This is a genomic window from Sphingobacterium sp. SRCM116780 (genome assembly GCF_021442025.1).
Classification (GTDB): domain Bacteria; phylum Bacteroidota; class Bacteroidia; order Sphingobacteriales; family Sphingobacteriaceae; genus Sphingobacterium.
Genome location: NZ_CP090446.1, coordinates 1,669,199 through 1,695,400, shown reverse-complemented (window position 1 = coordinate 1,695,400; position 26,202 = coordinate 1,669,199). Strand labels below are relative to the sequence as shown.

Below are 26,202 nucleotides of genomic sequence, written 5' to 3'. Positions count from 1 at the left end.
GATTGGATTATACTAAAGGAGCAGGAGCTTCTTCTTCAAACAATGGCAAATCTTTTATAATGTTGTACCACGTGTAAATCTTTTTGATATCAGATGAATATACACGAGATTCATCATGACCAGGAGCTACTTCGTTAAAAGTATTACGTAGCGTTTGACCATCCGCTTTCGGATCTACTGTCAATCCCTTTTCTTTGATTGTTTCAAAAACATTCAACAAACGAATTTCTTCCTCTTCTCCGTATATGGTAATATCTTCTAAAGTAGCCATTTTAGTCGTAGACAAACTAACTACAGATTTAATTTTAGCGCTATCTAAAGTCTCTAAAATAAATCCTCCTTTATTTTGCCCAATTAATTTGAACAACCCTGGTTTTCCTGTTACAGAAACTAATGCTCTTAAATTCATAATATTTTTTTTCTTACTGAAAACTAGTCTTCAATAACTTCAATACTTAAAATACGATCGCCTTGACGGATATCATCCACTATATCTACATTCTCAATAACTTTACCAAAACACGTATGGTTTCTATCTAAATGAGCAGTATTGTTACGGCTATGACAGATGAAAAATTGAGAACCACCGGTATTACGACCAGCATGTGCCATAGATAATACACCTCTGTCGTGGTATTGATTTTCTCCAGTCAATTCACAATCGATTTTATAACCAGGACCACCTGTTCCAGGCATGCCAGAAGCACCTTCACGAGAATTTGGGCAACCCCCTTGAATAACGAAATCTGGAAGTACACGGTGAAAAGTTAATCCATCATAATAGCCTTCTTTAGCCAATTTGATAAAATTTGCAACTGTATTTGGAGCATCTGCTGTATAAAATTGTACAGTCATGTCGCCTTTTTCTGTTTTGATAATCGCTTTACTCATTTTATTAAACTAATATGTTCAACGACAAAGATAAGATTTCAAAACGATTTGAAAAAAAGAATCCTACAGCAAATCCGATGTTTAAGAAAATTCTTTATTTTAAATTGTGGATAATAATTATTTTATATTTTAAATAATATGATTAATTTGGTTAATAATATATACCTATTTATATTTAATTACTTATTAATATGCAAAAACTGGTTATTAGAGATTGGGCGGAGTCAGATCGTCCAAGAGAAAAATTAGTAGAACAGGGAAGAAGAGCATTATCAGATGCAGAATTATTAGCTATTTTAATTAGTTCTGGTTCTCGAGAAGAAACAGCTGTCGAGTTATGCCGAAGAATTTTATCCAATGTTCAACATAATTTAAATAACCTTTCAAAATTAGAAGTTAGTGAGTTGTGTACCTTTAAAGGAATAGGAGAGGCTAAAGCTGTAGCTATTATTGCCGCTTTAGAGTTGGGACGTCGACGCAAAGAAGCTAGTCATGAAGAGAAACCAGTATTGAATAGCAGCAAACGTGTGTATGAATATTTTAAATATCAAATGCAAGATCTTCCTCATGAAGAGTTTTGGGTACTATATCTCAATACAAGGTGCAAAATTTTAGACAAACAATTAATAGGGCGAGGTGGAAATGATTTTACTCCAGTGGATGTTCGTATTATTTTGCGAAATGCGCTTAATTGCAAAGCTAGTTCACTCATTTTAATTCACAATCATCCATCTGGCACATTATCGGCAAGTCAAGCGGATAAAGTTTTAACAAAAAAAATTATTGAAGCATCTAAAATAATGGACATCAAGATCAATGATCATGTGATTTTTACAGACGATTCTTATTATAGCTTTCGAGATGAAGGTTTAATGGATTAAAAAAATAGCATAAGGTTGTTAGCAGACGGTAATGAAAGAAAAAGGGAAGCTTAGCTTCCCTTTTTCTTTCATTATTCATTGAATTTTCTTTTCTGTCTTCTATACAGAATAAATATAATTGCAATTAAAGCAACAACTGCCAGAATTATATAACTAGAATTAGAATGATGTTGTGAATCGTTGATGGTATCTGTATCTGCAAAAACCAAGTTGCCTACCATTATCAGTAGAATTGTTAACCACTTAGCCATAATTTATAAGTTTTTATATATTAGTTACCACACAATGTAGTGATAATAAAATAATAATGCAAATTTTAGGCCACAGATTTAATTATACATAATTAAATCTGTTCCACGAATCAAAAAACGCTGAATAGATAAAGGTATTCAGCGTTTTTTAAATAATATTACTTAAGGATCAAGTCCTTGCCTTAATTAGTTTTACTAAAATTTATGCAATCTCTGCAATAAAGTTACCATCTTGGTGAATTTCAGCTTTCAAATCACTGATTTGTCGTAAATTGATGGTTCCTATAACATATTTAAAATCAGGAGCGTAATATCTTTCAATGATTTCTGTAAAACCTAATTTTTCAATTAAGCGATCATCTTCATATCTTAAATACACTTTGATCTCATGATCATTGCTATATGTCAATGCATTTGTATTCAAGTGTTTCTTATATTCATATCTATAATCATAACGAAGAGCTGTAATATCGGATAATACAGCAGAGCCTGTTGGGTGGCCTCCAGCTCCTTTGCCATAGAAAAACTGTTCATCTGCAAAAGCCGCTTTAACTAAGACTCCATTATTTTCATTCTCAACATTAAATAAAATGTTGTCTGAGCTGACAAACTTAGGAATAACATAGAGAATGACCTTGCTATGATCAACTTCTCTGGCAGTTGGAATCAATTTGATTTTGAAATTTTTTTCTTTTGCAAAACGAATATCCTGTGAGCCCAATTTGTCAATTCCAATATTGAAGACATCATCAGGATTCACATAAATACCATAAGCATGAGAAGCTACAATAGTTAATTTATATTTAGGGTCAAATCCACCTACATCTAAAGTTGGGTCAGTTTCTGCAAATCCTAAGTCTTGTGCTTCTTTTAATGCATCTCCATAAGCTTGATTTTCATTGAATACCTTCGAAAGGATAAAATTAGATGATCCATTAAAAATACCAGTTACAGCATGTAGCAATTCATTATCATAATATTCTTCTAGATTACGGATAATTGGAATACTTCCACATACCGCACCTTCATATAATAAGCTCGTGCCATACTCTTGTTGAATAGAAGCCAATTCTTCTAAATGAGTAGCAATCATTTTTTTGTTTGCAGAAACAACATTCTTACCTGATTTGAGTGCACGCACTGTTAACAGATAAGCTGCCTCAGCATCGTCGATCAATTCAACTACGGTGTTGATTTCTGGATCTCCAAGAATTACTTCAGCATCTGTTGTAAACAATTCTGCAGGTAATGTTCTTTTTTTGTCAGCATTTTTGATGACAAATTTTTTAATCTCTAAATTTAAATTTTTGGTCTTGATAATGTCATATAATCCTTGTCCTACAACTCCGAATCCAAACATTCCAATCGTCAATTTTTTACTCATGCTGGTTTTACGCTTTATATAATGTTAGTTTAAAGATGAATATGCTTCATCAGTTATTGTTTTTTTATTTAAAAAATTTGAAATTCCTTTCGAAAGAATCTTTGTTTCGATTAAAAAGCCATCGTGTCCATAGAAAGATTCTATTTCAAAATAAGTAGCCTTAGGAATATATTTAGCAATAAATTTTTGTTCATCCGTTGGGAATAAATTATCCGTAGATACGGCAATTACCAATGTCGGACATTGAATTTTTCGAAGTGTATCTTCAATTGAAATACGCCCTCTGCCTAGATTATGGCTATCCATCGCTTTAGTTAAGTACCAATAGCTATAAGCATTGAAACGTTTACTAAATTTTTCTCCTTGATAGTTTTGATAAGATGCAGCTTTATAATCACTTATTTTTTCATTCGAATCTTCTAATTGTGTTGCCCCATAGGTATCGTAAGTCCTGTACGATAATAGGGCAATAGAACGAGCTGCTTTTAATCCTTTTAAACCACCATCAGCCTGGTTGGCATAAAATGTACGATCTGTTGTAATGGCAAGTCTTTGACTTTCATTAAATGCAATGCCCCAAGGTGAATGCGCCGCATTTGTGCCAATAGCAATTAGATTTTTGATAATCATGGTATTGGATACCGCCCATTCTAATGCCTGTTGCCCACCTAAAGAACCACCAATAAGCACTTGAAGCTGTTTGATTTCCAGGTGATCCGCAAGTAATTGATGTGCTTTCACTAAATCGCGGATCGTAAATGTAGGGAAAGACAGATAAAAAGGTAGACCTGTTTTCTGGTCAATACTCAAGGGGCCTGTACTCCCGTAGCCGGATCCGATAACATTAGCACATACAATAAAGTGATCCCTTGGATTAAACAAATCATGTTCACCAAATAATCCTGGCCACCAATCCAAAACATCTGAATTGGCAGTTAACGCATGGCATACCCAAACAACATTGCTGTGGTCAGCATTTAATCTTCCATAAGTATGATAAGCAATTTCAAGGTTATTGATTTCCTCTCCATTTTCAAATGTAAAGGTTTCTTTGTATTGATATGTGTTGATACTCATGCTCCCTTTTTCTTATAAAAATACTCTCCGGATCTATGTTAATCTATTTTATCTTATCAAAAGCCTGTTGTAAATCTTCTTTGATATCATCAATATGTTCAATACCAACAGATAAACGAAGTAAACCAGGAAATACACCAGCAGTTTTTTGCTCTTCTTCACTTAATTGTTGATGTGTTGTCGCTGCTGGGTGAATGATTAATGATTTTGTATCACCCACATTTGCCAGATGACTTATTAATTCAAGACTATCGATAAAATCATTAGCTTTTGTAGGATCACCTTTGATTTGAAAGGAGAGGACAGCACCGTATCCATTCTTTAAATATTTTTGAGCATTCCCATAGCTAGGAGAGCTTTTCAAACCAGGGTAATTTACTTTTTCTACTTGAGGATGTGCTTCAAGCCATTTTGCAACCTCTAAAGTATTGTCTACATGACGTTGAACACGTAATGATAATGTTTCTAATCCTTGTATTAATTGAAAAGAATTGAAGGGTGAAATAGCAGGACCAAAATCGCGAAGACCTTCCACGCGAGCGCGGATGGCAAACTGAATATTCCCAAAAGGACCATGAATACCAAATACATCAGAAAAAATTAATCCATGATAGCCATCCGAAGGTTCAGAAAATTGCTTGAATTTACCATTGCCCCAATTGTATGTGCCACCATCAACAATAACACCTCCAAGGCTAGTACCATGGCCACCAATCCATTTTGTAGCGGACGCTACTACTACTGCAGCACCGTGTTCCAATGGCTTAAATAAATAACCGGCAGCCCCAAAAGTATTGTCAACGATAAGAGGGATATCATGCTTTCTAGCAACAGCAGCTATTTTGTCAAAATCAGGGATATCATAGCTCGGATTTCCAATAGTTTCCAAAAATAAAGCCTTTGTCTTCTCATTGATTAGCGCCTCGAATTCTTCAGCTGTTGTTTCTTGGGTAAATCGGACTTCAATACCTAATCTTTTGAAAGCAACTTTAAACTGATTGTAAGTACCCCCATAGATGTTGCTGCTTGAAATAAAGTTGTCACCCGCTTCTAAAATATTATTAAGAGCAATAAATTGTGCAGCTTGACCTGAAGCAACTGCCAAAGCAGCTACACCACCTTCTAGTGCAGCTACCCGTTTCTCAAAAACATCCGTAGTTGGGTTCTGCAAACGTGTATAGATGTTGCCAAATTGCTTTAGAGCAAATAGATTCGCTCCGTGCTCTGCATTTTCAAATACATAGGAGCTTGTTTGATATATAGGAACAGCACGCGAACCAGTTGTTGGATCCGCAACTTGACCTGCATGCACTTGAAGTGTTTCGAATTTAAGATTTTTATTATCAGACATTGTAGTTCTAATTAATTGGTTGAAAATTTGTTAAGAAAACTTTTGGATAAGGCTTCGCACATGGATATGTACTTGCAAACAATAAAATTTTTAAAAAATAAGATTGATTAACAAGACAATGTAAACATGTGCGAACACATTCGAATACATGAAGATGTAACCGTGCTACAGTTTACGTTAACTTTTGGACTAGTCGTCTTATTTTGTTGTAATGTAATCATCATTGTCGTTTCATTTATATGCTCCAAAGTAATATTGCTTTGGACAGGAATTGGCACCTTTTCAAACGTATTTTGAAGGTTGCCAGTGGGTCATTGAGCCAGTCTCTCGCCACTTCTTTATAAATCAAGACCAAAAAAGAAAGGTGTTGATTAGATGTATTTCTATTTGAAGTACAGTGCAAATATAGGTCTTGAATTTAATAAACCAAAATAATTTTGAATTATTTGTTTAAAACATTGTAAAACGATGAGGTAGTACTTTTATTGAAAAATAGGAGTATAAATTTTGAAATATTAACAGTGTTAAGTATATTTGAATAACGATTAACTATAGAATCAAAGAAAATGAAAGATAAGGTCGATTTGCGTAAGCGTATCCTGGAAGAGGCAAAAAAACTTTTCGCTCAAGATGGTTATAATGCGACATCCATTCGTAAAATTGCAGCCAAACTAGACATAAGTCCAACAACTATCTATCTGTATTACAAAGATAAAAGTGACATTGTATATGCGCTACATCAAGAGGGTTTTAATATGATGAAGGAAATGTTTTTTGCTTTGGAATATGTAGAAGATCCTTTTGAACGCCTAAAAGCGATTGGAAAATCTTATATCAAATTTGCGATTAGTCATCCAGATTTTTACGAATTGATGTTTGTAACCAAAGAACCAATGGAGTTTTTAGATCACCATTGTATGGGTGGACAATGGGAAGAAGGAGATGATGTCTTTAGTTTTTTGTTACAAACTGTAATCGCTTGTCAATCAAAAGGCTATTTTTTAGGTGATGATAGTTTGACTGTTGCATTGCAAGCCTGGACAACTGTTCATGGTCTATGTAGTATTTATATTTCTGGGCATTTGGTCAAATTGTTGTCTGAAATTAGCGCTAAAAAAAATACCGAACAAATTATAGATGATGTATATCGATTGTATACACATTACATGGAATCAACAAAATAATTTAAAATAAAAAACACTGTTAATAATGAAGATTTATTATCGTTTTGTTCCTATTATATGTTGTATTTTTTTATTGATAGAACCAGCTAAAGCGCAAGATGAGGTGTTGCAAAATTATGTCCAGCATGGGTTGGATAGTAATTTGATCATACAACAAAAGAATTTATCACTTCAAAAAGCATTAAATGGACTACAGGTTGCTAAATCTTTATATTTACCTTCCGTTAATGTTGATATTACCTATACAGAAGCACAAGGAGGTCGTAGTATCAATCTTCCTGTAGGAGATATGTTAAATCCTGTTTATAATACTTTAAATGCCCTGACGCAATCGTCTAATTTTCCAGCAATTGAGAATCAACAGATTAACTTCCTACCTCAAAATTATTATGATGCAAAGATTAGAACCAGTATGCCTTTGCTAAATACAGATCTTGGACATAATAAAAATATTAAAAAGAATCAGATCATATTGCACGAAAATGAGGTGGAGATCTATAAAAGAGAATTGGTTAAGCAAATTAAAGAATCTTATTTTAATTATAATATGGCACTTCAGGTTGTTGCTATTTATAAATCATCTTGGGAGCTAGCAAATGAAAGCCTACGTGTAAATCAAAAATTGATCGATGCAGGAAAAGGATTACCTGCTTACTTGATTCGTGCGCAAACTGAGATCGCACAAGCAGAAGCACAGATCGTAACCGCAGAACAACAAGTAAAGAACACGAAAATTTATTTCAATTCCTTATTGAATAGAAATATGAATGCTGAAATTCTGATCAGTGATTCAACACAAGTAACGCAGGAGTTAGAAAAGATAGACTTATTGTCTTTAACCTATCAGAAAAGAGAAGAGCTGAAATCATTACAAACGAATATAGAAATTCAGGAATCTTTATATAAAATGAATAAGCAATTTTTGGTTCCAAAACTGAATGCTTTTTTGGACTTAGGTTCTCAAGCAGAGGGGTTAAAATTTAATAATGACTCTCGATATTTTATGATTGGAGCACAATTGCAAATGCCTATTTTTAATGGTAATAGAAATCGATTAAAAATTCAAGAATCTAAAATTGATATTGCCGACGCAAAAAATAAATTGGCTCAAGCCGAGCAACAGCTGAATATGGTTGTCGAAGTTGCTAAGAATGAAGTTGTAGCAGCAAATAAGAACTATCAACAAGCTCAAGTACAATTGGAATCTGCAGGTACTTATCAAAGATTGATTCAAAAAGGCTTTTTAGCTGGTGTAAATACCTACATAGAAACAATTGACGCCCGAACACAATATACCTCAGCAAAATTAGCTTTAAATATACAGAAATATAAACTTTTGACATCTTTAGCAAAGTTGGAAAGAGAATCTGCAACTTATTTATTCCCTTAATCATGAATACAGCAAATACGCGTATACTATTTAGTTTACTCTTGAGTTCAAGTCTGTTGGCTACAAGTTGTTCGCATAATGAAAGAAAAAATCAGATAACAGTTTTGGATACGATTCCTGTTACTTTAATGGTTTTACAGACCAATGGATTGACTGCTAGTGTAGAAGCGACAGGTGTTTTCACTACAGATGATGAGACATTATTAAGTTTTAAAAATGGGGGAATTGTGGAGAAAATATTTGTTAAGGAAGGTGATACCGTTAGCAAAGGTCAGCTATTAGCACGTGTAAACACTTCTGAAATTAATGCAAAAGCTGCGCAAGCTAAATTGGGTTATGAGAAAGCAAAAAGAGATTTCGAACGAGCCAGTAAGCTGTATTATGACAGTGTCGCTACGTTAGAGCAGATGCAGAATGCTAAAACAGCCTTGGAAGTTGCTAAGCAAGATTTGAATACAGTGCAGGTTAATCAAAATTTCTCTGAAATCCGATCCAACTCGAATGGTTATGTACTTGCAAAATTAGCACAGGATGGTCAGGTTGTTGGTCCTGGAACACCTATTTTACAAGTAAATGGGGCTGCTGATGATAAATGGAAATTGAAAGTTGGTGTGGCCGACAGACAATGGGCTGGTATACAAGTAGGAGATGCTGCAACAATTATCTCAGACGCATTAGGGAATCAAAAGCTAATAGCCTTTGTGTCCAAAAAATCTGAAGGAATTGATCCCAAATCTGGAACCTTTTCCATAGAACTCATGCTCAAAGAAGTACCTAAAGCAAAAATTGCTGCAGGACTTTTTGCAAAAGCAACAATATTGTCCAATATGAACAATCAATCTGTATGGCATATTCCATATGAATCGCTATTGGATGGAGATGGAAAAGAAGGTTATGTATTTATTACAGAAGATAATAAAACAGCTAAACGTGTCAAAGTCCAAGTTGCATCTATTGATAAAAATACAGTAACAATTGTTGCAGGTTTGGAGAATGCGCAAGCATTAATTGTAGCAGGAAGTCCGTATTTAGTTGATGGATCACCTATACAGATTAAAAGTAAAAAATAGGAATAAGGGAAAACGTTATGAGTTTAATTAAATATCCCATTAAAAACTATCAGTTTACCTTAATCATGGTGCTGATGGTATTGGTAGTGGCAATTAGTACCGTGTTGACAATGCCGAGAGCGGAAGATCCCGATATGAAACCGCCAAATTATCCTGTGGTGGTTATTCATCCCGGAACAAGTCCTAAAGACATGGAACAGTTGATTGTTAAACCATTAGAGGCCCGATTTTATGATCTCGATGGGATTAAGCGAATCAAAACAACGATCAATAATGGTGTTGCTTTTTTCATGGTAGAATTTGCATATGGAACGGACTATGACGATAAGTATCAGGAATTGGTACAAGAACTTGCCGCATCAAGATCCGAATTACCCGACAATATTTATAGTGCCGAAGTATTGAAAATCGACCCTACAGGGGTAAGTGTGATTCAAGGGGCTTTAATTTCAGAAAATGCGTCTCAGTCAACCATGAAAAAATTGTCGGATGATCTTAAATCTCGTTTACAAAAGGTTAAAGCACTCAAGGACATAAAAGTAAATGGATTATCGGATCAGCTGATTCGAGTGGACATGAATCAGGCGAAAATGGCTGAATTAAAAATACCTTTAGACCGCGTTATTCAAGCCATTAAAAATGAAAATCAAAATATTCCTGGAGGTAGCGTCATTGCTGGAGATAAATCTTTTAGTGTTAAAACAAGTGGCAATTACCAAAGTATAGCACAAATTCAAAGCACAATCATTGCTAGTGCTGAAGGGAAGAATATGTTGTTAAAAGATATTGCACAAGTATATCCAACTTTTGGAGCCGAAACCCACATCACCAGATTGAATGGTTATCAGGCTGTATTGATAAATGCGGCACAAAAGGAGGGTATGAATATTACAGAAACCCAAAAAGAATATGAAAAGGTATTTGCTGAATTTCAAAAAACATTGCCTGCCAACGTAACTTTTGTCGTTAATTTTGATCAAGCAACCAATGTAAATAAACGATTAGGTGGATTGGGTATTGACTTTATGATCGCTATTGTATTGGTTTTAGTTACCTTATTACCCCTGGGAATTCGAGCATCCCTTGTTGTCATGATCGCTATACCTTTATCATTGGGACTAGGTTTGATTGCATTAAACATTTTTGGTTATTCCATGAACCAATTGAGTATTGTTGGCTTTGTGGTGGCATTGGGACTTGTTGTAGATGATAGTATTGTTGTCGTAGAAAATATAGAACGTTGGATGCGAGAGGGATATTCAAAATTTGATGCAGCGGTAAAAGCCACCAATCAAATAGCTTTGGCTGTTTTAGGTTGTACAGTTACTTTAGTCATCGCATTCTTACCTTTAATGTTCATGCCAGAGATGTCAGGGGATTTTATTCGTAGTCTGCCAACTGCTGTTATTACTTCTGTCATTGGATCCATGCTTGTAGCACTTTTAGTCGTACCGTTTTTAGCCAGCAAAATTTTAAAACCTCATGCATCGGAAGAAGGTAATTTTCTATTAAGAGGCTTACAAAAACTGATTCATGGAACCTATGCCGTTTGGTTAGATAAAGCCTTGCAAAGACCTGTCATGACCGCTTTGATTGCTCTTGCTATCTTTATTGGATCAGTAGCACTTATTCCCTTGGCGGGATTTAGTTTATTTCCTCCTTCAGAAAAACCTCAATTTATGATACATGTGAAGGCGCCATTGCAAAGCAATATCTTACAGACAGATCGTATTACTAAAAATATAGAAAATGAATTGAGACAAATTCCAGAAATCAAATATTTCACTAGTAATATTGGGAAAGGAAACCCACGCATATACTACAATATGCAACAAGGATCCGAAAACTCTTCTTATGCCGATATATTTGTACAGTTACATGATGACGTGAATTCTGAAGAGAAGTTAAAACTCATTGAAAATTTACAACGAAAGTGGACACCATATTTAGGAGGGGTGATTGAAGTCCGTAATTTTGAGCAAGGAGTTCCTGTTATCTCACCCATTGAAGTAAAATTGTTTGGTGAAAATTTGGATAGCTTACAGTCGCTAGCTGCACAGGTGGAAAAAATATTAAAGACAACCAATGGATCCATTTATGTCAATAATCCGATTAAGAATAATAAGACTGATATTAGAATTAACATCAATCGAGAGAAAGCGATGGCCTTAGGGGTGCCTGCTATCCAAATTGACCAAACAATTCGTGTGGTGTTGGCTGGTTTTAATATTGGCACATTTACCGACCCCAATTCAGAAGATAATGAATATCAAATCCAAGTGACAGTTCCCCGAAGCAATTATCCTGATTTGGATGTCTTTAAAGGTGTTTTCGTTAACAATGTTATGGGAACAGCAATTCCATTAGCACAATTAGCGTCTGTTGAATTTGAATCTTCTCCAGCGAACATCTATCATCAAAATAAAGATCGTACTGTTTCTGTAAATTCTTTTGTTGCAAAAGGTTTTAATAACAATGATGTCATTCAGGAAGTGATCGCCAAAATGGATAAGTTTCCATTTCCTAAAGGTTATAGCTACGAGATGGGGGGAGATGTGGAAAGTCGGAAAATTGCTTTTGGAGGTTTTGGGACAATCATCATGATTACCATATTTATGTTTATTGCGGTTTTGATATTAGAATTCAAAACATTTAAAAGCACACTGATTGTATTGTCCGTTATACCTTTGGGTATTGTAGGTGCTATTCTAGCTTTGTTAGTAACGGGTAATACGCTTTCATTTGTAGCTACTATAGGATTGATAGCCTTGGCAGGAATTGAGGTGAAGAATACGATCTTACTCGTTGATTTTACAAATCAATTAAGGAGAGAGGGGATGGCATTAAATGATGCTATTGAAAAAGCAGGAGAGCTTCGGTTTCTACCTATTATTTTGACCACTTTAACTGCAATAGGAGGTTTACTACCCATTGCTTGGTCCAACAATCCGTTAATCTCTCCTTTAGCGATTGTTATGATAGGAGGATTGATTAGTTCTACTTTGTTGTCAAGGATTATGACACCAGTTATATATAAACTGATTCCACCTAAAATACAACCAGAATCAAAAGTCTAATATAGAAAAAGAGTTGCTGATTTTAATCAGCAACTCTTTTTTATTACTTAAGAATACGTTTAATCTTGTTCGATTTTTTAATAAGTTTATGTAAATGCGTATAATCTTCTTCTTGAATAGCATCTCGTAATGCTTGCAATTGTTTGATATTCTCCTCCAAAACCTCTAAAACGTTTATTCTATTTTGCTTGAAAATAGGTGTCCACATGTCTGGGGAACTCTTGGCAAGACGAACAGTAGACTCAAATCCAGATCCTGCCAATTCAAATATTCTTCCTTGAGATTTCTCCTTTTCCAGAACAGTCAAAGCTAAAGCAAAAGACGTTAAATGCGAAATGTGAGAAACATAAGCCGTATGGGTATCATGTTCTTCAGCAGTCATAAAGGAAGTACGCATCTCCAATTGCTCCGTAATGGCATCCGCTAGTTCAAAGGCATCTTCATCCGACTTGAATGCCTCCACATAAACCATCATCTTGTCTTTAAACAAATTTGGTAATGCTGCTTCAGGTCCAGAATATTCTGTACCTGCCATTGGATGTGCTGCCACATAGCGACCACGATTGGGGTGGTTGTAAATCAACTGAAGAATATTCAGTTTTGTTGATCCCATGTCAATGATTACCTGATCTTTTACCTGATCCAATAACTTAGGAGCTAATGCGATAATCGCATCTACAGGTGCTGTCAAAATGAGAACTTTACAGTTCGCTAGTGCTTCTTCTAAAGTCGCTTTTTGATCTATAAAACCAATCTGCAATGCTTTATTTAAGTTTGCATCACTTTTGTCAACACCAAAGACCTGATCACAGAATTTATTTTCTTTTAGTTTCATGGCAACCGAGCCGCCAATTAAACCAACGCCTATAATGGCTATATTCATCATTTTCTTCTAATCTAAACTAATTTTAGCCTCTTTTATTCGTTCAATAGCCTCTTTCAATACGTCAACAGAAGCACATAGACTAATTCTAATATAGTTATTTCCCGCGCTACCAAAGATTCCTCCAGGAGTGATGAAAACACGTGTACTATTTAAAATTTCGTCACTCAAATCATATCCGGATGTATATCGATCTGGCGTCTTCGCCCAAACAAATAACCCTACTTGATCCTTTTTGTATGTACAACCTAACAAATCCATGATTATAAACACTTGCTCACGTCTTGCATGATAGGTTGCATTTAATTTGTCATACCAAGATTTATCTAATTGTAATGCCTTCGCAGCGGCTAATTGAGCAGGTAAAAACATACCCGAATCCATATTACTCTTGAATCGTAAAACTTCATTAATCCGTTCTTCTGCACCAACTAACATACCCATACGCCATCCAGCCATATTAGAAGACTTGCTTAGCGAATTTAATTCCAAAGCAACCTCTTTAGCTCCTGCAATTGTCATGATACTCTTAGGTGCATCTGTCAAAATAAAACTATAAGGATTATCATGACAAATTAAGATATTATGCGCTTTGGCAAATGCAATCAGTTCATGATAAAATTGTTCATTTGCACTTGTGCCAGTAGGCATATGCGGATAGTTGATCCACATTAATTTAACCTTAGATAAGTCGCTTTCAGCAAGAGCTTTTAGATCCGGGAGCCAATTGGTTTCCTCAGATAAATCATAAGTAACCGCTGTTGCACCGCTGAGCCTTACAGCTGCCGCATAGGCAGGATATCCAGGGTTGGGAATCAACACCTGATCACCTTCTTGCAAATAAGTCATACAAATATGAACAATACCTTCTTTAGAACCTATTAAAGGTAATATTTCGGTGTTGGGATTGAATGTAGCTTGGTAATAACGTTGATACCAATCCGCAATTGCCTGCCTCAGTACTGGAGATCCTTTATAGTTTTGATAACCATGTACATTTGGTTTAGCCGCCTCTATAGTCAAAGTCTGAATCACATCAGGATGAGGAGGTAAGTCAGGACTTCCAATGCCTAAATTAATCACGCGAGCACCAGCTTTATTGAGCTCATCAATCTCTCTTAATTTTTTTGAGAAATAGTATTCTTCGGTTTGTTGCAACCTTTTGGCAACTTCTATTTGCATTATATTCTAGTATTTTAGTCTTTATAAAGACTAAAGTAGGGTTTTATCTATTAAAATAATAGTAATTCATCGTATTTATTGCTATTTATTGAATGTAATCGATTGTATCATCGCATTGCAAGATTTCAAAGCCATCCAGCTATTGATGCTATATTGTGCGTATTTTTGCTATTTTTGTTTCCTTAATCTTATAAATGAAAACTTACTTTAGGTTATTATCTTTTGCAAAGCCGATTGAAAAATATGCAATTCCGTATATTCTTTGTACGTTAATTACAGTCGTATTCAGTACCTTAAACCTAGCTTTATTAGCACCCTTATTACAAACCCTCTTTAATACAGATCAAGTTTCGTCCCAAGCGGTTGTAGTAAAACCAGAAGGATTTTTTGATATACTAGGTTATTTCAATTACTACGCAAGTTTGGCCAATCAACAATTTGGAGCATATGGAGCATTGAAATATGTATGTATTGTCATTGTTATTTCCGTATTCATCAGTAATTTATTCCGCTACTTATCCCAGCGGATTATGGAAAACTTACGAATCCATACTTTATTGAATTTGCGTAGAACTGTTTTTGATAATGTAATGGATTTGCATTTGGGTTATTTTAATGGACAGCGTAAAGGAGATATTATTTCAAAAGTATCATCTGATGTACAAGTTGTACAGTATTCTGTTACAGGTACTTTGCAGGTTGCTTTTAAAGAACCTCTTCAGTTGATCGCTTATTTAGTGATGCTATTTGTCATCTCAGCAAAATTAACACTTTTCGCTATGCTTGTCATTCCAGTATCCGCGTTTTTTATATCGAAAATTGTAAAAACGTTAAAAGCACAAGCAATTGCAGGACAAACATCTTATGCCAATATGATTTCCTTTTTAGATGAAGCATTATCGGGTGTTCGTATCATTAAAGCCTTTAATGGTACAAATTTCGTCAAAAAGAGATTTAATGATGAGAATGATCGGTATGCAGGTATCATGCGTGCAATGGCAAGACGTCAACAAATGGGTTCTCCTGTATCGGAATTATTAGGGGTAATCATGGTCGCCGTTATTCTATTATACGGTGGAAATTTGGTATTATCTGGAAGTAAAGAATTCGGAGCTTCTGAATTTATAGCTTACATCGCTATTTTCTCTCAAGTTATGCGACCAGCAAAAGCGTTGACAGATGCGTTTAGTAATATTCATAATGGGATTGCTGCAGGTGAACGTGTTTTAGAATTGATTGATACAAAAAGCGAGGTAAATGATAAACTCAATGCTATATGCGTACGTGATTTTAATCAAACGATCGATTTTCAACAGGTAAATTTTGCTTACGGTGAAAAGACGATTTTAGACAATATTAATTTAACGATCGAGAAGGGACAAACAATTGCTTTAGTAGGACCTTCAGGAGGAGGGAAATCAACTTTAATCGATTTAATTCCACGTTTTATGGATGTGACTGGAGGTAAAATCCTATTTGATGGCACTGATTTAAGAGATTTAGATCAAGAGTCTTTACGAAGCCTAATTGGTGTTGTTAATCAAGAGTCAATTCTGTTTAATGATACGATTTTTAATAATATTACCTTCTCCAACACTACCGCCACACAAGAAGAAGTCGAAGCAGCAGCGAAAATCGCAAATGCGCATGACTTTATCTTAAAAACTGAAGAAGGGTATCAAACTAATATAGGCGATCGTGGAGCCAAACTTTCTGGTGGGCAACGTCAACGTATCTGTATTGCTCGTGCTGTTCTTAAAAACCCACCAATCATGTTGCTGGATGAAGCTACCTCAGCATTGGATACCGAATCAGAAAAATTGGTGCAAGATTCATTATATAAATTGATGGACAATCGTACAACTATTGTTATTGCACATCGTTTGAGTACGATTCAAAATGCAGATAAGATTGTCGTTATAGATGGGGGGCAAATTATAGAATCAGGTAATCATAATGAATTGATTCAAAGAGAAGGATTATATAAAAAACTGATCGATATGCAACAGTTCACGGATTAATTTGTTGTGTAAACATATTGTTGTACCAAAAACTAGGTTAAATTCGTAGAAATTAACCTAGTTTTTGGTACATTTGTTATAGACTAGGAGACATGCTAATGGATGCTAAAGAAAAATTAAGTTTCTTAATTTCTAATCCTCTTTTGGATAATGAGTTAAGAAGTATAGCGAATAAAGTGTTGCAAGAAGAACGCATCACATTTGATGAAGGAGTATACCTTTACGAGAAGGCCGAATTAGGTTATTTAGGCGTTTTAGCGAATTATATTCGGGAGAAAAAACACGGAGATATCACCTATTTCAACCGTAATTTTCACATTGAACCAACCAATGTTTGTGTATATGACTGCAAGTTTTGTTCCTATTCTAGGATGATTAAAGAACGAGCAGAAGGCTGGGAGATGGACGTGGATGGTATGATGGACATTGTTAAAAAATATGACAATGAACCGGTAACGGAAGTGCATATTACCGGAGGTGTAGTGCCAAAACAGAACCTTGAGTTTTATGCAGAATTCTTTAAAAGATGTAAAGAACACCGTCCGGAATTACATATTAAAGGTCTGACACCTGTTGAGTATTACTATATTTTCAAAAAAGCTAAACTAGGTCATTACGAGGGTATGCAATATTTGCAATCTTGTGGTTTAGATTCCATGCCTGGTGGTGGAGCAGAAATTTTCCATCCAGAGATCAGGGAAAAAATAGCACATGATAAATGTACCGCTGAGCAATGGCTGGATATTCATGAACAAGCCCATAAATTAGGTATGCATACCAATGCAACGATGCTTTACGGTCATATCGAAAAGTTTTGGCATCGTGTAGATCATATGGAGCGTCTTCGTCAATTACAAGATAAAACAGGAGGCTTCCAAACCTTTATTCCGCTGAAATTTAGAAATAAAGAAAATCAAATGTCCAATGTGGCTGAAGTTTCCGTAATTGAAGATTTAAGAAATTATGCAATAGCGCGTATTTATATGGATAATTTTGATCATATAAAAGCATATTGGGCTATGATTTCGAGAGATACTGCGCAGATGTCATTAGCATTTGGAGTGGATGATATTGATGGAACATTGGATGATACAACAAAAATATATAGCATGGCAGGTGCTGAGGAACAGAACCCTGGTATGTCTACACAACAGTTAGTGGAACTGATCCGAAAAGTAGGTCGACACCCTATCGAGAGAGATACCTTATACCGTGTCGTAACAGATTATAAAGATGTTGTTTTTGATGAAGATAATAAAAAGAAAAACTATTACGCACTTCCAGTCGTGAATAACTAAGGATTTTATATTTTGAAAAAGACTTTTTATTTTATTCGTCACGGACAAACTGATTTGAATTTGAAGGGTATTGTTCAAGGGCGTGGCGTAAACTCTCCGTTAAATGAAACTGGATTCGCACAAGCCTTGGCTTTCTATGAAGCGTATAAAGATGTTGCTTTTGATAAAGTCTATACATCAACCTTACTTCGAACACATCAAACGGTCGAAGCTTTTATTAAAGATGGTATAGCATGGCAAGAACTAGCGGGTTTGGACGAGATCAGCTGGGGTATTTACGAAGGAAAAGAGCAAAATGAATCCATTATGACGGGTTTTAGTCAATTGGTTTCATCTTGGAAGGATGGTAAATTAGATGTGTGTGTTGCACGAGGAGAGTCTCCAAATGCATTAATGAAACGTCAAAGTGAAGCCATCAAACACATGGTAGAACAAAAAAATGAACAAACTATACTCGTGTGCATGCATGGCCGTGCATTGCGAATTATCCTTTGTCTTTTGACAGGCATTGATGCATCTAAAATGGATGAATTTCCACATACCAACACTTCACTCTATAAATTAACGTATGACAATGGTCAATTTGAGATTGTTGACTATTATAATACAAAACATTTAGAAGTATTGACAAATGGATAAAGTGAGAGTATCGGCAGTATCATACACGAATACGCTGCCGTTTTTGAATGGACTGAAACAAGCACCAGTTTTAGATCGAATAATATTGAGTTTGGAAAATCCAAGTGCATGTGCACAAAAGGTAATTGATGATGAAGCTGATTTAGGAATAATTCCTGTAGCTGCATTGTTGAGTCTACCTGAAGCACATATTATTACAGATTATTGTATTGGTACCGAAGGAGCAGTAGATTCTGTTTTTATTTTTTCTCATAAACCCATTGCAGAAATCGAGACCTTATATTTGGATAAGCAGTCCCGAACTTCGAATGGATTGGCAAGAGTATTATTAAAACATCATTGGAAAAAAGAAGTTGAAATTATTCATGATCAGGGTGCTGCTGACGCATTTGTACTGATTGGTGATCGTACCTTTGGTCAGAAAAAATCTGTACCTTTTGTTTATGATTTGGGATTAGCATGGAAAGAATTTACAGGTCTTCCTTTTGCATTCGCCGTTTGGGTAAGCAATAAACTATTACCAGCAGATTTTATCTCCGAATTTAATGAAGCTTTGAAAGTTGGAGTCAGCAATCCATCAGCTGTAATTCCGGGATTACCAGTGCATGAAAACTTTGATTATCATCATTATTTAACAGAAAGTCTAAATTATCATCTTACCCCACAAAAGCGTGAAGCAGTTGAAAAATATTTGGAACTTTTGAGAGGTTTAGAGAACTGATTGGAAAGAATAAATAAAAAGCGGTTACCTAAATAATCGCTTTTTATTTATATCTAAAATATTCATGTATTCATAATTAAAGGTAAGAAAGAATGAATAAGCTATATTTAGCAGGGGCGATGATTGTCGATCCTGAAAATCGATTGCTAGTAGTAAGGAAAAGAAAATCTTCCTATTATATGTTGCCTGGAGGTAAAATTGAAAAAGGAGAATTATCTTCACAAGCCCTTGTAAGAGAATTAAAAGAAGAGCTTAACTTAACCGTAGTTTTAAAAGAATTGGAATATTTAGGATTTCATGAAACAGAAGCGGTGAATGAATCCGATACCATCGTAAGAGGAGAGATATTTCGTCTGGAATTAAAAGAAAATCTTAACCTAATTCCCCAAGCAGAAATTGAAGAAGCAATTTGGCTAACAGTCACTAACTATAAAGAGTACAAATTGGCTCACCTTCTAGAAGAATTTACTGTACCTATTTGGTTGGCAGGAACTTTTGAATATTAAAATAGATTATATAATTTTATAACACTATCTTTTATCACGTACACGTTATGCTGTCTTTTGCAAATGCTAAAATAAATCTTGGTCTTCATGTTGTTCATAAACGATCGGATGGGTATCATGATTTGGAGACCATATTTTATCCCGTTAAAATCTATGACGCTGTGGAAATAACACCTTCAAAATCAGGTGAAATAACTTTTCATTCCGATGGAATACCTATTCCTGGTCATGGTGCTAATCTGTGTGAAAAAGCATACAAGCTATTAAAGCAAGATTTTGACATTCCAGCGGTTACTATTCATTTAATTAAGCAAATTCCAATTGGTGCTGGACTAGGGGGAGGATCTGCTGATGCAGCATTCGTACTTAAAATGTTGAATGAAACCTTTAATCTTGATATCACAACAACACAACTGCAGCTATATGCAAAGCAGCTAGGTGCTGATTGCCCATTCTTCATTGAAAATAAACCTGTATATGCAACAGGTATCGGTACTGATTTCTCTCCAATAGATTTAGATTTGAGTACTTATTATATGGTGCTGATTAATCCGAATATTCATATTGCTACTGCAGAAGCATATCGTGGAGTGCAAGTAAGAAAATCGGAATTTGATTTAAAATCAATTACGCAACTGCCAATACAAGAATGGAAATATTATTTAAAAAATGATTTTGAAGAGGGGATCTTTGAACAGTTTCCAAAAATCAAGAAATTGAAAGAAGCCCTATATACATCGGGTGCGCTATTTGCATCTATGTCCGGTTCCGGGTCCTCTGTTTACGGACTTTTTGAAAAACCCATTGTACTGGATCATTTGAAGGAATTTGGTGATATCTATTATCCGATTGATTTATAAAGAAAAAGGAGCGCTATTAAAAGCTCCTCTTTCTCCATCTATACATGCTTTCATACAACCTCCTGCTGTATATTATTCAGATTCATCCATTTTATAGTCAATTAATTCTCTTGCCTCCTCAAGTACAGCTTTTAACTTTTCAGCAGATAATTGAAGAACCGTTAATACAGCCTCATTATTCAAAATATCTTTTACTAATATGACTTGATGTTGTAGGAGCACTTTTTCTTCTTCATCGGTCAGGGTTGTCAAGCAAGTCACGGGATAAAAGACAGCTGTATCCACACGCTTTTTAATGCTGCTATCCGCTGGATAATCCCAAGCAAGCAGATTGACGTTATAATATTTACCAAAGTCTTTGGAATCAGAAGTTAAATAAGCATTTGTTACCAACCAACCCTGTGTGAATTTTCTATTTTGCTCAAAAAAATGATAATCGATAGCGCTGATATCTTTAAATCGAGATAGAAAATACATCGGAGTAGTGACTGAAATCTTGGCATCGATATCATTTCTAAATTTACATTCTATAGCTAACATCTCCGCATCTTTGGCTGCAACTACGTCGATTTCATGCGATACAGCATGGCCTTGAACGGTTTGACCTGTTGTGCTTTGATAGCCATATTCTTGAAACAATCGACCAATCCACTTTTCGAAATAAAAACCCTCTGGACCAAGTTCTCTAAGCGCTTTTTTGAGACTGTATCGAGCGGCAAAAGAATTTCGTTGCGATTTTAGCGCATCAAAGGCCAACTGATAAAGTTCTTTGGTACTAATACCATCAAATAATTGCTCTTTTATTTGTGCATATACCTTTTCGACCTGCTCTTTATTGGCTCCCGAACGCGTCAATGAATGGTATAAACTATCACTATTAAACGGAACTAATTCGCCTGAATATTTTTTTACTAGCATCTTATCAAACATGTTTTTTTATTTAAATAAAAATACAAAAGGAAGTCATCCACTTTCCCACTCCTTATAAAAATAGTTAAAACAGTTCTTTAATTAAAATATAAATACCCATCAAAAGAACAAACCAACCAAATAACGGCTTAAGAAGATCTGCTGCTATTTTTTTCTGTAGATAATTTCCAATGAAAAGACCAAAAATAGTAACAGACAATAGTTTAAGTAAAAAGATCCAATCGATGCTGACATGATCCATATCACCTAAAAATCCAATTAAAGAATTAATAGTAATGATCATTAAAGAAGTACCAATAGCTTTTTTAATTGGCATATCCAGTAAAACAACTAAAGCCGGAATAATCAGAAAACCACCTCCAGCTCCCAAAAATCCAGTGACCAACCCAATGCCAATACCGCAAACAATCATTTTTATCACCTGATGTTTAATCAGATGAAGAGATGTCATTTGGTTTTGCTTATTTGTAATCATGCTCCATGATGAACCCAACATCAATAAGGCGAAAGCGATCATAGTAAGTGCAGATTTTGTCAGTTGAAAATGATCCATAGCTATGATGACTTCAGGAATATGAATTAATAGTATTTTTCGAACGACCAGAACCACAATCACAGAAGAAAGACCAAAATATCCTACCGCTTGATAATCAATACATTTTTCTTTTGTTTTGATTAAACTGCCAATTAAACTGGTAAAACCAACAATAAATAAAGAATAAGAAGTGGCTAGTGTAGGATGTACATGGAATAGGTAGACTAAGACTGGTACGGTTAAAATGGAACCACCTGCACCGATCAAACCGAGCGTGATACCGATGAAAATAGACAAAAGATATCCAATAATTTCCATCATGTCAGTATTACAGCTACAAATAACGGAATAATTATGAGGAAACAAAACAAAATTAATTGACCAACTGTTATATATGGAATAATGAATAAAATTTATACATATGAGTACATTAGTAGATAAAGCAATAAGCAAAATAAAAAGTAAAATAGATGAAGATTGTGAAAATGGAAAGATCGAAACTTCAGAACGTATACTCTCTGTTGTTGCAGGCGGATTTATCTTAGGAGCTGGTGTTAAATATTTATTTAAACACCCACTTACAGCGCTATCGGGATTATCATTAGGAGGCGCCCTTGTTTATCGCGGTGTGACAGGTAAATGTGCGATTAAAAAAGCAATTGAAGATGATTCGGAACAGCTTGAAATGATTGAACGTCGCTATTTTGTAAAAAAGGATTAGGAAAACCACGAATAAGCTACATGTACACAAAGGTTCAATATGTTAAGTATTGGGCCTTTTATAATTTTATACTGTTCACTTGTATAGGATGGTATAGTATAATGTTTTGACAAATTAATCTTGGTTCTTAATTATTGTAAAACAATAAATTAGAATAATTATCATGGTCTTTTATCGATGTTATACCATAAATTAGAAAAAAATTCCTACATTATCCTGATTTTACAGTAAACGAAAATAAAAATTGAAATTCACAGAATTTGGTTTAGCACCTTTGTTGGAAGAGGGCTTAGATAGCATGGGATATTTGGATGCAACACCTATACAAGAACAGGCTATACCCGTAGTTCTCCAACAAAAAGATTTGATAGCCTGTGCACAAACAGGAACAGGAAAGACAGCATCTTATTTATTACCTGTCTTACACAAAATAGCCGTTGAACAGGCTGATTATATCAATACCTTAATTTTAGTTCCTACGCGAGAATTAGCCTTGCAGATTGATCAACAGATCATGGGCTTAGGTTATTTTACTGGTGCGACTTCTATTGCCGTATATGGAGGAGGAAACGGAATGGACTATGAACAACAACGGATAGCAATTAAAGAAGGTGCAAACATCATCGTAGCGACTCCTGGACGCTTAATCGCACATTTATCTTCTGGGAAAATTCATTTTAATAAAGTGAAACACTTTATTTTGGATGAAGCCGACAGAATGTTAGATATGGGCTTTAACGAAGATATCATGAAAATTATTAGTTTTTTACCTGAAAAAAGGCAAAACCTACTGTTTTCTGCAACAATGCCCCCTAAAATTAGAACATTAGCAAAAAATATCTTACACGAGCCTGAAGAAATAAATATTGCATTATCTAAACCGTCTGAAGGAATAAATCAACAAGCCTATTTGGTTTATGATGATCAAAAGATTGCGTTGATCAAGCATATTTTATCCGATCCAAAATACAGCAGTACGATCGTTTTTGCTTCAAAAAAGGAATTTGTTAAAAGATTGACGAGTGAGTTGCATAAGAATGGAATCGCTGCAGAAGCCTTTCATTCAGACTTGGAACAAGTACAACGGGAAGATGTCATGAATCGTTTTAAAGCAAAACAAATCAATGTTTTAATTGGTACCGATGTGATTTCTCGTGGTATCGATGTCGTAGGCATTAGTCTGGTCATTAATTTTGATGTACCCCCAGATCCCGAAGACTATATTCATCGCGTAGGACGAACAGCCCGTGCAGCAACAACTGGTACAGCCATCACATTTATTAATCCGAAAGATCAACAACGTTTCGCAAGGATAGAAGAGCTGATCGGAGATCATGTTGAAAAGATCCCCTTACCAGAAGGATTTTCTGAAGGACCTGTTTATAGCCCTAAAAGTTTTTCAGATCATAAAAAACCAAAGAGGAAAAAGAAAAATTTTAAAAAATTCGTAAAAAAAGTAGAATAAGAAAAGGTTTGATTTTTATCAAACCTTTTCTTCTATAAGGGATTTGTTATTTTAGATAATGAACCATACATATCGTTATATTTTAGTAAGTTCTCTGTCAAATAATCTTTGCAGGTTCAACTTAAGCATTTCACTCATAAAACTATGCTAATTCCTCTTGAGATTCTTATTTTTAAGAGACTTGTTCTTTTCCACCAAAGGTGACCAACAACATTCCTATAACAATCACAGCAGATCCCACAATTTGCAACCAAGCTAAAGGTTGTTTAAAAACTAATGCCATCGAAAGTTGTACCGTTAGAAACGTACCTCCGGAACAAAGTGCAATAACAATAGGTTGTGGAAATGATTTAAATAATTGAATAAGAAACCAACTGGCAACAACTAAAATGATATTGCCTGCAATAAGTGCTGTCCAGTGATATTTTGGATGGATACCGCCGTATTTAAAAATAATAGTAGACACAATTTGACAGATCCAAAAAGAAATAAAGTAGAAGTAATTCATGTTCTTATTTGTTGATATATAAAATCAAATCTAATTGAAATTTAGAAAATTATCGCTATTTTTTGATTAGCAATAAGTTTTTTCTCTTCTTTAACTTATTATTGAATGCAAACAATTAGTAGCCTATCGTGTTCTAAGGGTTAAAGAAAATACATGGATTTATACGCAGGATTACCTTTTTGGCTTATTAAAAATGAACTTTATGATTATTTTAACTCATTAGAAAAGGATTATGAAATTGATGTCGCTATCATTGGTTCAGGTATTACGGGCTCTTTGGTCGCCCATGAACTTTGTGAAGCAGGTGTTCACTGTGCCATCTTCGACAAAAGAATTGTTTCCAATGGAAGTACGGTTGCAAGTACAGCACAATTACAGTACGAGATTGATGTACCTTTGCATAAAATGATTCAAGATATTGGAGAGGATCGAGCAGTTAAAGCCTATAAAGCAAGTCTACAGTCAATTACAGCTATTGAGAATCTATTCAAAACAACAGGTATAAAAGGAGATTTTAAACGTGTGTCGACTTGTTATCTGGCCAGTAATCATCAGGGATTAAGAAGTATAAAAAAAGAATATGAAGCCCGATCTACTCATCAACTTCCTGTTTCTTATTTGGATGCTGATCGATTAGAAAAGGAGTATCATATAAAAGGCCTTGGGGCTTTATACAATGATACCTCCGCACAGATAGATACCTACAAATCAGCGATAGGAATATTAAAATATCATCAAAAAAAACATCAACTTCCTATTTTTTCACCTGTTGAAATTATCGAATATAAAGAGCAGGACAATGGGTATATTTTATTGACGAAAGATGGTTTTAAGATCAAGTGTAAATATGTGATTGTAGCAGCTGGTTTTGAAGCTGGTCAATTCTTACCAAAACAAGTGATGGAACTTAATTCTACCTATGCATTAGTCTCAAAGCCCATTCGTCCAGAACAGTTCTGGAAAGAAAGAAGTTTAATTTGGGAAACTGCAGAACCTTATTTTTATATGAGAACTACGTCAGACAATCGGATTATGATGGGAGGAGAGGATGAAGAATTTCGAAATCCAGATAAGCGAGATCGTTTGTTAAAAACAAAGGTTAGTAAATTATTGAAGAAGTTTGCAAAACTATATCCTGCTATTGCTATTGAAGTGGACATGGCTTGGTGTGGTACTTTTTCATCAACCAAAGATGGTTTACCGTTTATTGGGGCATGGCCAGGTAAAAAAAATATGTTGTATGCACTAGGCTATGGAGGGAATGGCATTACGTTTAGTATGATTGCGGCACAAGTGATCCGCAATATCATAACAGGTGAAAAAGATGATCGTATTGAAGTTTTTGGATTTGAAAGGTTAAAAAAGTAATAAGTTAAT

24 protein-coding genes and 1 riboswitch are annotated in these 26,202 nt (G+C 34.9%); of the genes, 14 read left to right on the top strand and 10 right to left on the bottom strand.

The genetic code is table 11. The annotated features are described in order from the left end of the window. Positions 1–7: 7 nt before the first annotated feature. A complete protein-coding gene (locus tag LZQ00_RS07475; RefSeq protein ID WP_234514187.1) occupies positions 8–409 on the bottom strand; it encodes a DUF5606 domain-containing protein in 402 nt (133 codons plus the stop codon). Positions 410–432: 23 nt separating this feature from the next. Further along, positions 433–891, bottom strand: coding sequence for a peptidylprolyl isomerase (locus tag LZQ00_RS07470; RefSeq protein ID WP_234514186.1), 459 nt, complete (start codon positions 889–891; stop codon positions 433–435). Positions 892–1,082: 191 nt separating this feature from the next. Here LZQ00_RS07470 and radC point away from each other — a divergent pair, with 191 nt between their 5' ends. Next, a complete protein-coding gene (gene radC, locus LZQ00_RS07465; RefSeq protein WP_234514185.1) occupies positions 1,083–1,772 on the top strand; it encodes a RadC family protein in 690 nt (229 codons plus the stop codon). Positions 1,773–2,225: 453 nt separating this feature from the next. Here the strand turns inward: radC and LZQ00_RS07460 are convergent, their stop codons facing one another. The 3 genes from LZQ00_RS07460 to LZQ00_RS07450 are packed head-to-tail and all read right to left on the bottom strand — an operon-like array spanning position 2,226 to position 5,835. Then, entirely contained in the window at positions 2,226–3,407 is a 1,182-nt protein-coding gene (locus tag LZQ00_RS07460) for a homoserine dehydrogenase (RefSeq protein ID WP_234514183.1), read from the bottom strand. A 24-nt stretch (positions 3,408–3,431) separates the two neighbouring features. Beyond that, positions 3,432–4,484 carry a homoserine O-acetyltransferase family protein gene (gene metX / locus LZQ00_RS07455; RefSeq protein WP_234514181.1) on the bottom strand — a complete coding sequence of 351 codons (1,053 nt, stop codon included), beginning with the start codon at positions 4,482–4,484 and terminating at the stop codon, positions 3,432–3,434. Between the two features lie 43 nt (positions 4,485–4,527). Then, the gene (locus tag LZQ00_RS07450) at positions 4,528–5,835 is read right to left on the bottom strand and encodes an O-acetylhomoserine aminocarboxypropyltransferase/cysteine synthase family protein (protein ID WP_234514179.1); all 1,308 of its coding nucleotides are present in this window, start codon (positions 5,833–5,835) and stop codon (positions 4,528–4,530) included. A gap of 232 nt (positions 5,836–6,067) precedes the next feature. Continuing rightward, positions 6,068–6,182: riboswitch (SAM riboswitch) on the bottom strand. 219 nt (positions 6,183–6,401) lie between these two features. Here LZQ00_RS07450 and LZQ00_RS07445 point away from each other — a divergent pair. Genes LZQ00_RS07445 through LZQ00_RS07430 form a run of 4 tightly spaced genes read left to right on the top strand, consistent with a single transcriptional unit; the run spans position 6,402 to position 12,556 of the window. After that, complete coding sequence (locus LZQ00_RS07445; protein WP_234514169.1) at positions 6,402–7,019, top strand: TetR/AcrR family transcriptional regulator; 618 nt, start codon at positions 6,402–6,404, stop codon at positions 7,017–7,019. 25 nt (positions 7,020–7,044) lie between these two features. Then, complete coding sequence (locus tag LZQ00_RS07440) at positions 7,045–8,409, top strand: TolC family protein (protein ID WP_234514167.1); 1,365 nt, start codon at positions 7,045–7,047, stop codon at positions 8,407–8,409. Between the two features lie 2 nt (positions 8,410–8,411). Continuing rightward, positions 8,412–9,479 carry an efflux RND transporter periplasmic adaptor subunit gene (locus tag LZQ00_RS07435; protein WP_234514165.1) on the top strand — a complete coding sequence of 356 codons (1,068 nt, stop codon included), beginning with the start codon at positions 8,412–8,414 and terminating at the stop codon, positions 9,477–9,479. A gap of 17 nt (positions 9,480–9,496) precedes the next feature. Next, positions 9,497–12,556, top strand: a complete 3,060-nt coding sequence (locus LZQ00_RS07430; protein ID WP_234514163.1) for an efflux RND transporter permease subunit — start codon at positions 9,497–9,499, stop codon at positions 12,554–12,556. Positions 12,557–12,599: 43 nt separating this feature from the next. Here the strand turns inward: LZQ00_RS07430 and LZQ00_RS07425 are convergent, their stop codons facing one another. Continuing rightward, positions 12,600–13,442, bottom strand: coding sequence for a prephenate dehydrogenase (locus LZQ00_RS07425; RefSeq protein ID WP_234514161.1), 843 nt, complete (start codon positions 13,440–13,442; stop codon positions 12,600–12,602). A gap of 6 nt (positions 13,443–13,448) precedes the next feature. Further along, positions 13,449–14,621, bottom strand: a complete 1,173-nt coding sequence (locus tag LZQ00_RS07420) for a pyridoxal phosphate-dependent aminotransferase (protein WP_234514151.1) — start codon at positions 14,619–14,621, stop codon at positions 13,449–13,451. A 194-nt stretch (positions 14,622–14,815) separates the two neighbouring features. Between LZQ00_RS07420 and LZQ00_RS07415 the strand changes: the two genes are divergently transcribed. The 6 genes from LZQ00_RS07415 (at position 14,816) to ispE (ending at position 20,666) form a co-directional block, all read left to right on the top strand. Further along, positions 14,816–16,642, top strand: a complete 1,827-nt coding sequence (locus tag LZQ00_RS07415; protein WP_234514149.1) for an ABC transporter ATP-binding protein — start codon at positions 14,816–14,818, stop codon at positions 16,640–16,642. A 98-nt stretch (positions 16,643–16,740) separates the two neighbouring features. Beyond that, entirely contained in the window at positions 16,741–17,940 is a 1,200-nt protein-coding gene (gene mqnE / locus LZQ00_RS07410; protein WP_234514141.1) for an aminofutalosine synthase MqnE, read from the top strand. 12 nt (positions 17,941–17,952) lie between these two features. After that, complete coding sequence (locus LZQ00_RS07405; protein WP_234514131.1) at positions 17,953–18,579, top strand: histidine phosphatase family protein; 627 nt, start codon at positions 17,953–17,955, stop codon at positions 18,577–18,579. Continuing rightward, positions 18,572–19,300 carry a menaquinone biosynthetic enzyme MqnA/MqnD family protein gene (locus LZQ00_RS07400; RefSeq protein WP_234514130.1) on the top strand — a complete coding sequence of 243 codons (729 nt, stop codon included), beginning with the start codon at positions 18,572–18,574 and terminating at the stop codon, positions 19,298–19,300. Before LZQ00_RS07405 ends, LZQ00_RS07400 begins: the two co-directional genes overlap by 8 nt. A 92-nt stretch (positions 19,301–19,392) precedes the next feature. Next, positions 19,393–19,806, top strand: coding sequence for an NUDIX hydrolase (locus tag LZQ00_RS07395; protein ID WP_234514128.1), 414 nt, complete (start codon positions 19,393–19,395; stop codon positions 19,804–19,806). Positions 19,807–19,853: 47 nt separating this feature from the next. After that, positions 19,854–20,666, top strand: a complete 813-nt coding sequence (gene ispE, locus LZQ00_RS07390; RefSeq protein WP_234514126.1) for a 4-(cytidine 5'-diphospho)-2-C-methyl-D-erythritol kinase — start codon at positions 19,854–19,856, stop codon at positions 20,664–20,666. Between the two features lie 72 nt (positions 20,667–20,738). Here the strand turns inward: ispE and LZQ00_RS07385 are convergent, their stop codons facing one another. Both LZQ00_RS07385 and LZQ00_RS07380 read right to left on the bottom strand, forming a co-directional pair. Next, the gene (locus tag LZQ00_RS07385) at positions 20,739–21,596 is read right to left on the bottom strand and encodes a restriction endonuclease (RefSeq protein WP_234514116.1); all 858 of its coding nucleotides are present in this window, start codon (positions 21,594–21,596) and stop codon (positions 20,739–20,741) included. A gap of 64 nt (positions 21,597–21,660) precedes the next feature. Then, positions 21,661–22,452, bottom strand: coding sequence for a sulfite exporter TauE/SafE family protein (locus tag LZQ00_RS07380; RefSeq protein ID WP_234514113.1), 792 nt, complete (start codon positions 22,450–22,452; stop codon positions 21,661–21,663). Between the two features lie 100 nt (positions 22,453–22,552). On the opposite strand from LZQ00_RS07380, the gene LZQ00_RS07375 reads away from it, so the two are divergent. Together LZQ00_RS07375 and LZQ00_RS07370 are read left to right on the top strand one after the other, a co-directional pair. Then, positions 22,553–22,852: a DUF2892 domain-containing protein gene (locus LZQ00_RS07375; protein ID WP_234514097.1), complete on the top strand. Its 300-nt coding sequence runs from the start codon at positions 22,553–22,555 to the stop codon at positions 22,850–22,852. 244 nt (positions 22,853–23,096) lie between these two features. Beyond that, positions 23,097–24,317: a DEAD/DEAH box helicase gene (locus tag LZQ00_RS07370; protein ID WP_234514089.1), complete on the top strand. Its 1,221-nt coding sequence runs from the start codon at positions 23,097–23,099 to the stop codon at positions 24,315–24,317. Positions 24,318–24,489: 172 nt separating this feature from the next. On the opposite strand, the gene LZQ00_RS07365 is transcribed toward LZQ00_RS07370, so the two are convergent. Next, the gene (locus tag LZQ00_RS07365) at positions 24,490–24,825 is read right to left on the bottom strand and encodes a hypothetical protein (protein ID WP_234514087.1); all 336 of its coding nucleotides are present in this window, start codon (positions 24,823–24,825) and stop codon (positions 24,490–24,492) included. A 153-nt stretch (positions 24,826–24,978) separates the two neighbouring features. Between LZQ00_RS07365 and LZQ00_RS07360 the strand changes: the two genes are divergently transcribed. Then, positions 24,979–26,193 (top strand): NAD(P)/FAD-dependent oxidoreductase, encoded by a 1,215-nt coding sequence (locus LZQ00_RS07360; protein WP_234514077.1) that lies wholly within the window; start codon positions 24,979–24,981, stop codon positions 26,191–26,193. Positions 26,194–26,202 lie beyond the last annotated feature (9 nt).

Coding starts and splice junctions, on each gene's coding strand:
- LZQ00_RS07460 (WP_234514183.1), bottom strand. CDS start 3,407: ATGAGTAAAAAATTGACGATTGGAATGTTTGGATTCGGAGTTGTAGGA.
- mqnE (WP_234514141.1), top strand. CDS start 16,741: ATGGATGCTAAAGAAAAATTAAGTTTCTTAATTTCTAATCCTCTTTTG.
- LZQ00_RS07430 (WP_234514163.1), top strand. CDS start 9,497: ATGAGTTTAATTAAATATCCCATTAAAAACTATCAGTTTACCTTAATC.
- LZQ00_RS07420 (WP_234514151.1), bottom strand. CDS start 14,621: ATGCAAATAGAAGTTGCCAAAAGGTTGCAACAAACCGAAGAATACTAT.
- LZQ00_RS07450 (WP_234514179.1), bottom strand. CDS start 5,835: ATGTCTGATAATAAAAATCTTAAATTCGAAACACTTCAAGTGCATGCA.
- LZQ00_RS07400 (WP_234514130.1), top strand. CDS start 18,572: ATGGATAAAGTGAGAGTATCGGCAGTATCATACACGAATACGCTGCCG.
- LZQ00_RS07365 (WP_234514087.1), bottom strand. CDS start 24,825: ATGAATTACTTCTACTTTATTTCTTTTTGGATCTGTCAAATTGTGTCT.
- LZQ00_RS07360 (WP_234514077.1), top strand. CDS start 24,979: ATGGATTTATACGCAGGATTACCTTTTTGGCTTATTAAAAATGAACTT.
- LZQ00_RS07445 (WP_234514169.1), top strand. CDS start 6,402: ATGAAAGATAAGGTCGATTTGCGTAAGCGTATCCTGGAAGAGGCAAAA.
- LZQ00_RS07425 (WP_234514161.1), bottom strand. CDS start 13,442: ATGATGAATATAGCCATTATAGGCGTTGGTTTAATTGGCGGCTCGGTT.
- LZQ00_RS07375 (WP_234514097.1), top strand. CDS start 22,553: ATGAGTACATTAGTAGATAAAGCAATAAGCAAAATAAAAAGTAAAATA.
- radC (WP_234514185.1), top strand. CDS start 1,083: ATGCAAAAACTGGTTATTAGAGATTGGGCGGAGTCAGATCGTCCAAGA.
- LZQ00_RS07440 (WP_234514167.1), top strand. CDS start 7,045: ATGAAGATTTATTATCGTTTTGTTCCTATTATATGTTGTATTTTTTTA.
- metX (WP_234514181.1), bottom strand. CDS start 4,484: ATGAGTATCAACACATATCAATACAAAGAAACCTTTACATTTGAAAAT.
- ispE (WP_234514126.1), top strand. CDS start 19,854: ATGCTGTCTTTTGCAAATGCTAAAATAAATCTTGGTCTTCATGTTGTT.
- LZQ00_RS07475 (WP_234514187.1), bottom strand. CDS start 409: ATGAATTTAAGAGCATTAGTTTCTGTAACAGGAAAACCAGGGTTGTTC.
- LZQ00_RS07415 (WP_234514149.1), top strand. CDS start 14,816: ATGAAAACTTACTTTAGGTTATTATCTTTTGCAAAGCCGATTGAAAAA.
- LZQ00_RS07380 (WP_234514113.1), bottom strand. CDS start 22,452: ATGATGGAAATTATTGGATATCTTTTGTCTATTTTCATCGGTATCACG.
- LZQ00_RS07385 (WP_234514116.1), bottom strand. CDS start 21,596: ATGTTTGATAAGATGCTAGTAAAAAAATATTCAGGCGAATTAGTTCCG.
- LZQ00_RS07395 (WP_234514128.1), top strand. CDS start 19,393: ATGAATAAGCTATATTTAGCAGGGGCGATGATTGTCGATCCTGAAAAT.
- LZQ00_RS07435 (WP_234514165.1), top strand. CDS start 8,412: ATGAATACAGCAAATACGCGTATACTATTTAGTTTACTCTTGAGTTCA.
- LZQ00_RS07470 (WP_234514186.1), bottom strand. CDS start 891: ATGAGTAAAGCGATTATCAAAACAGAAAAAGGCGACATGACTGTACAA.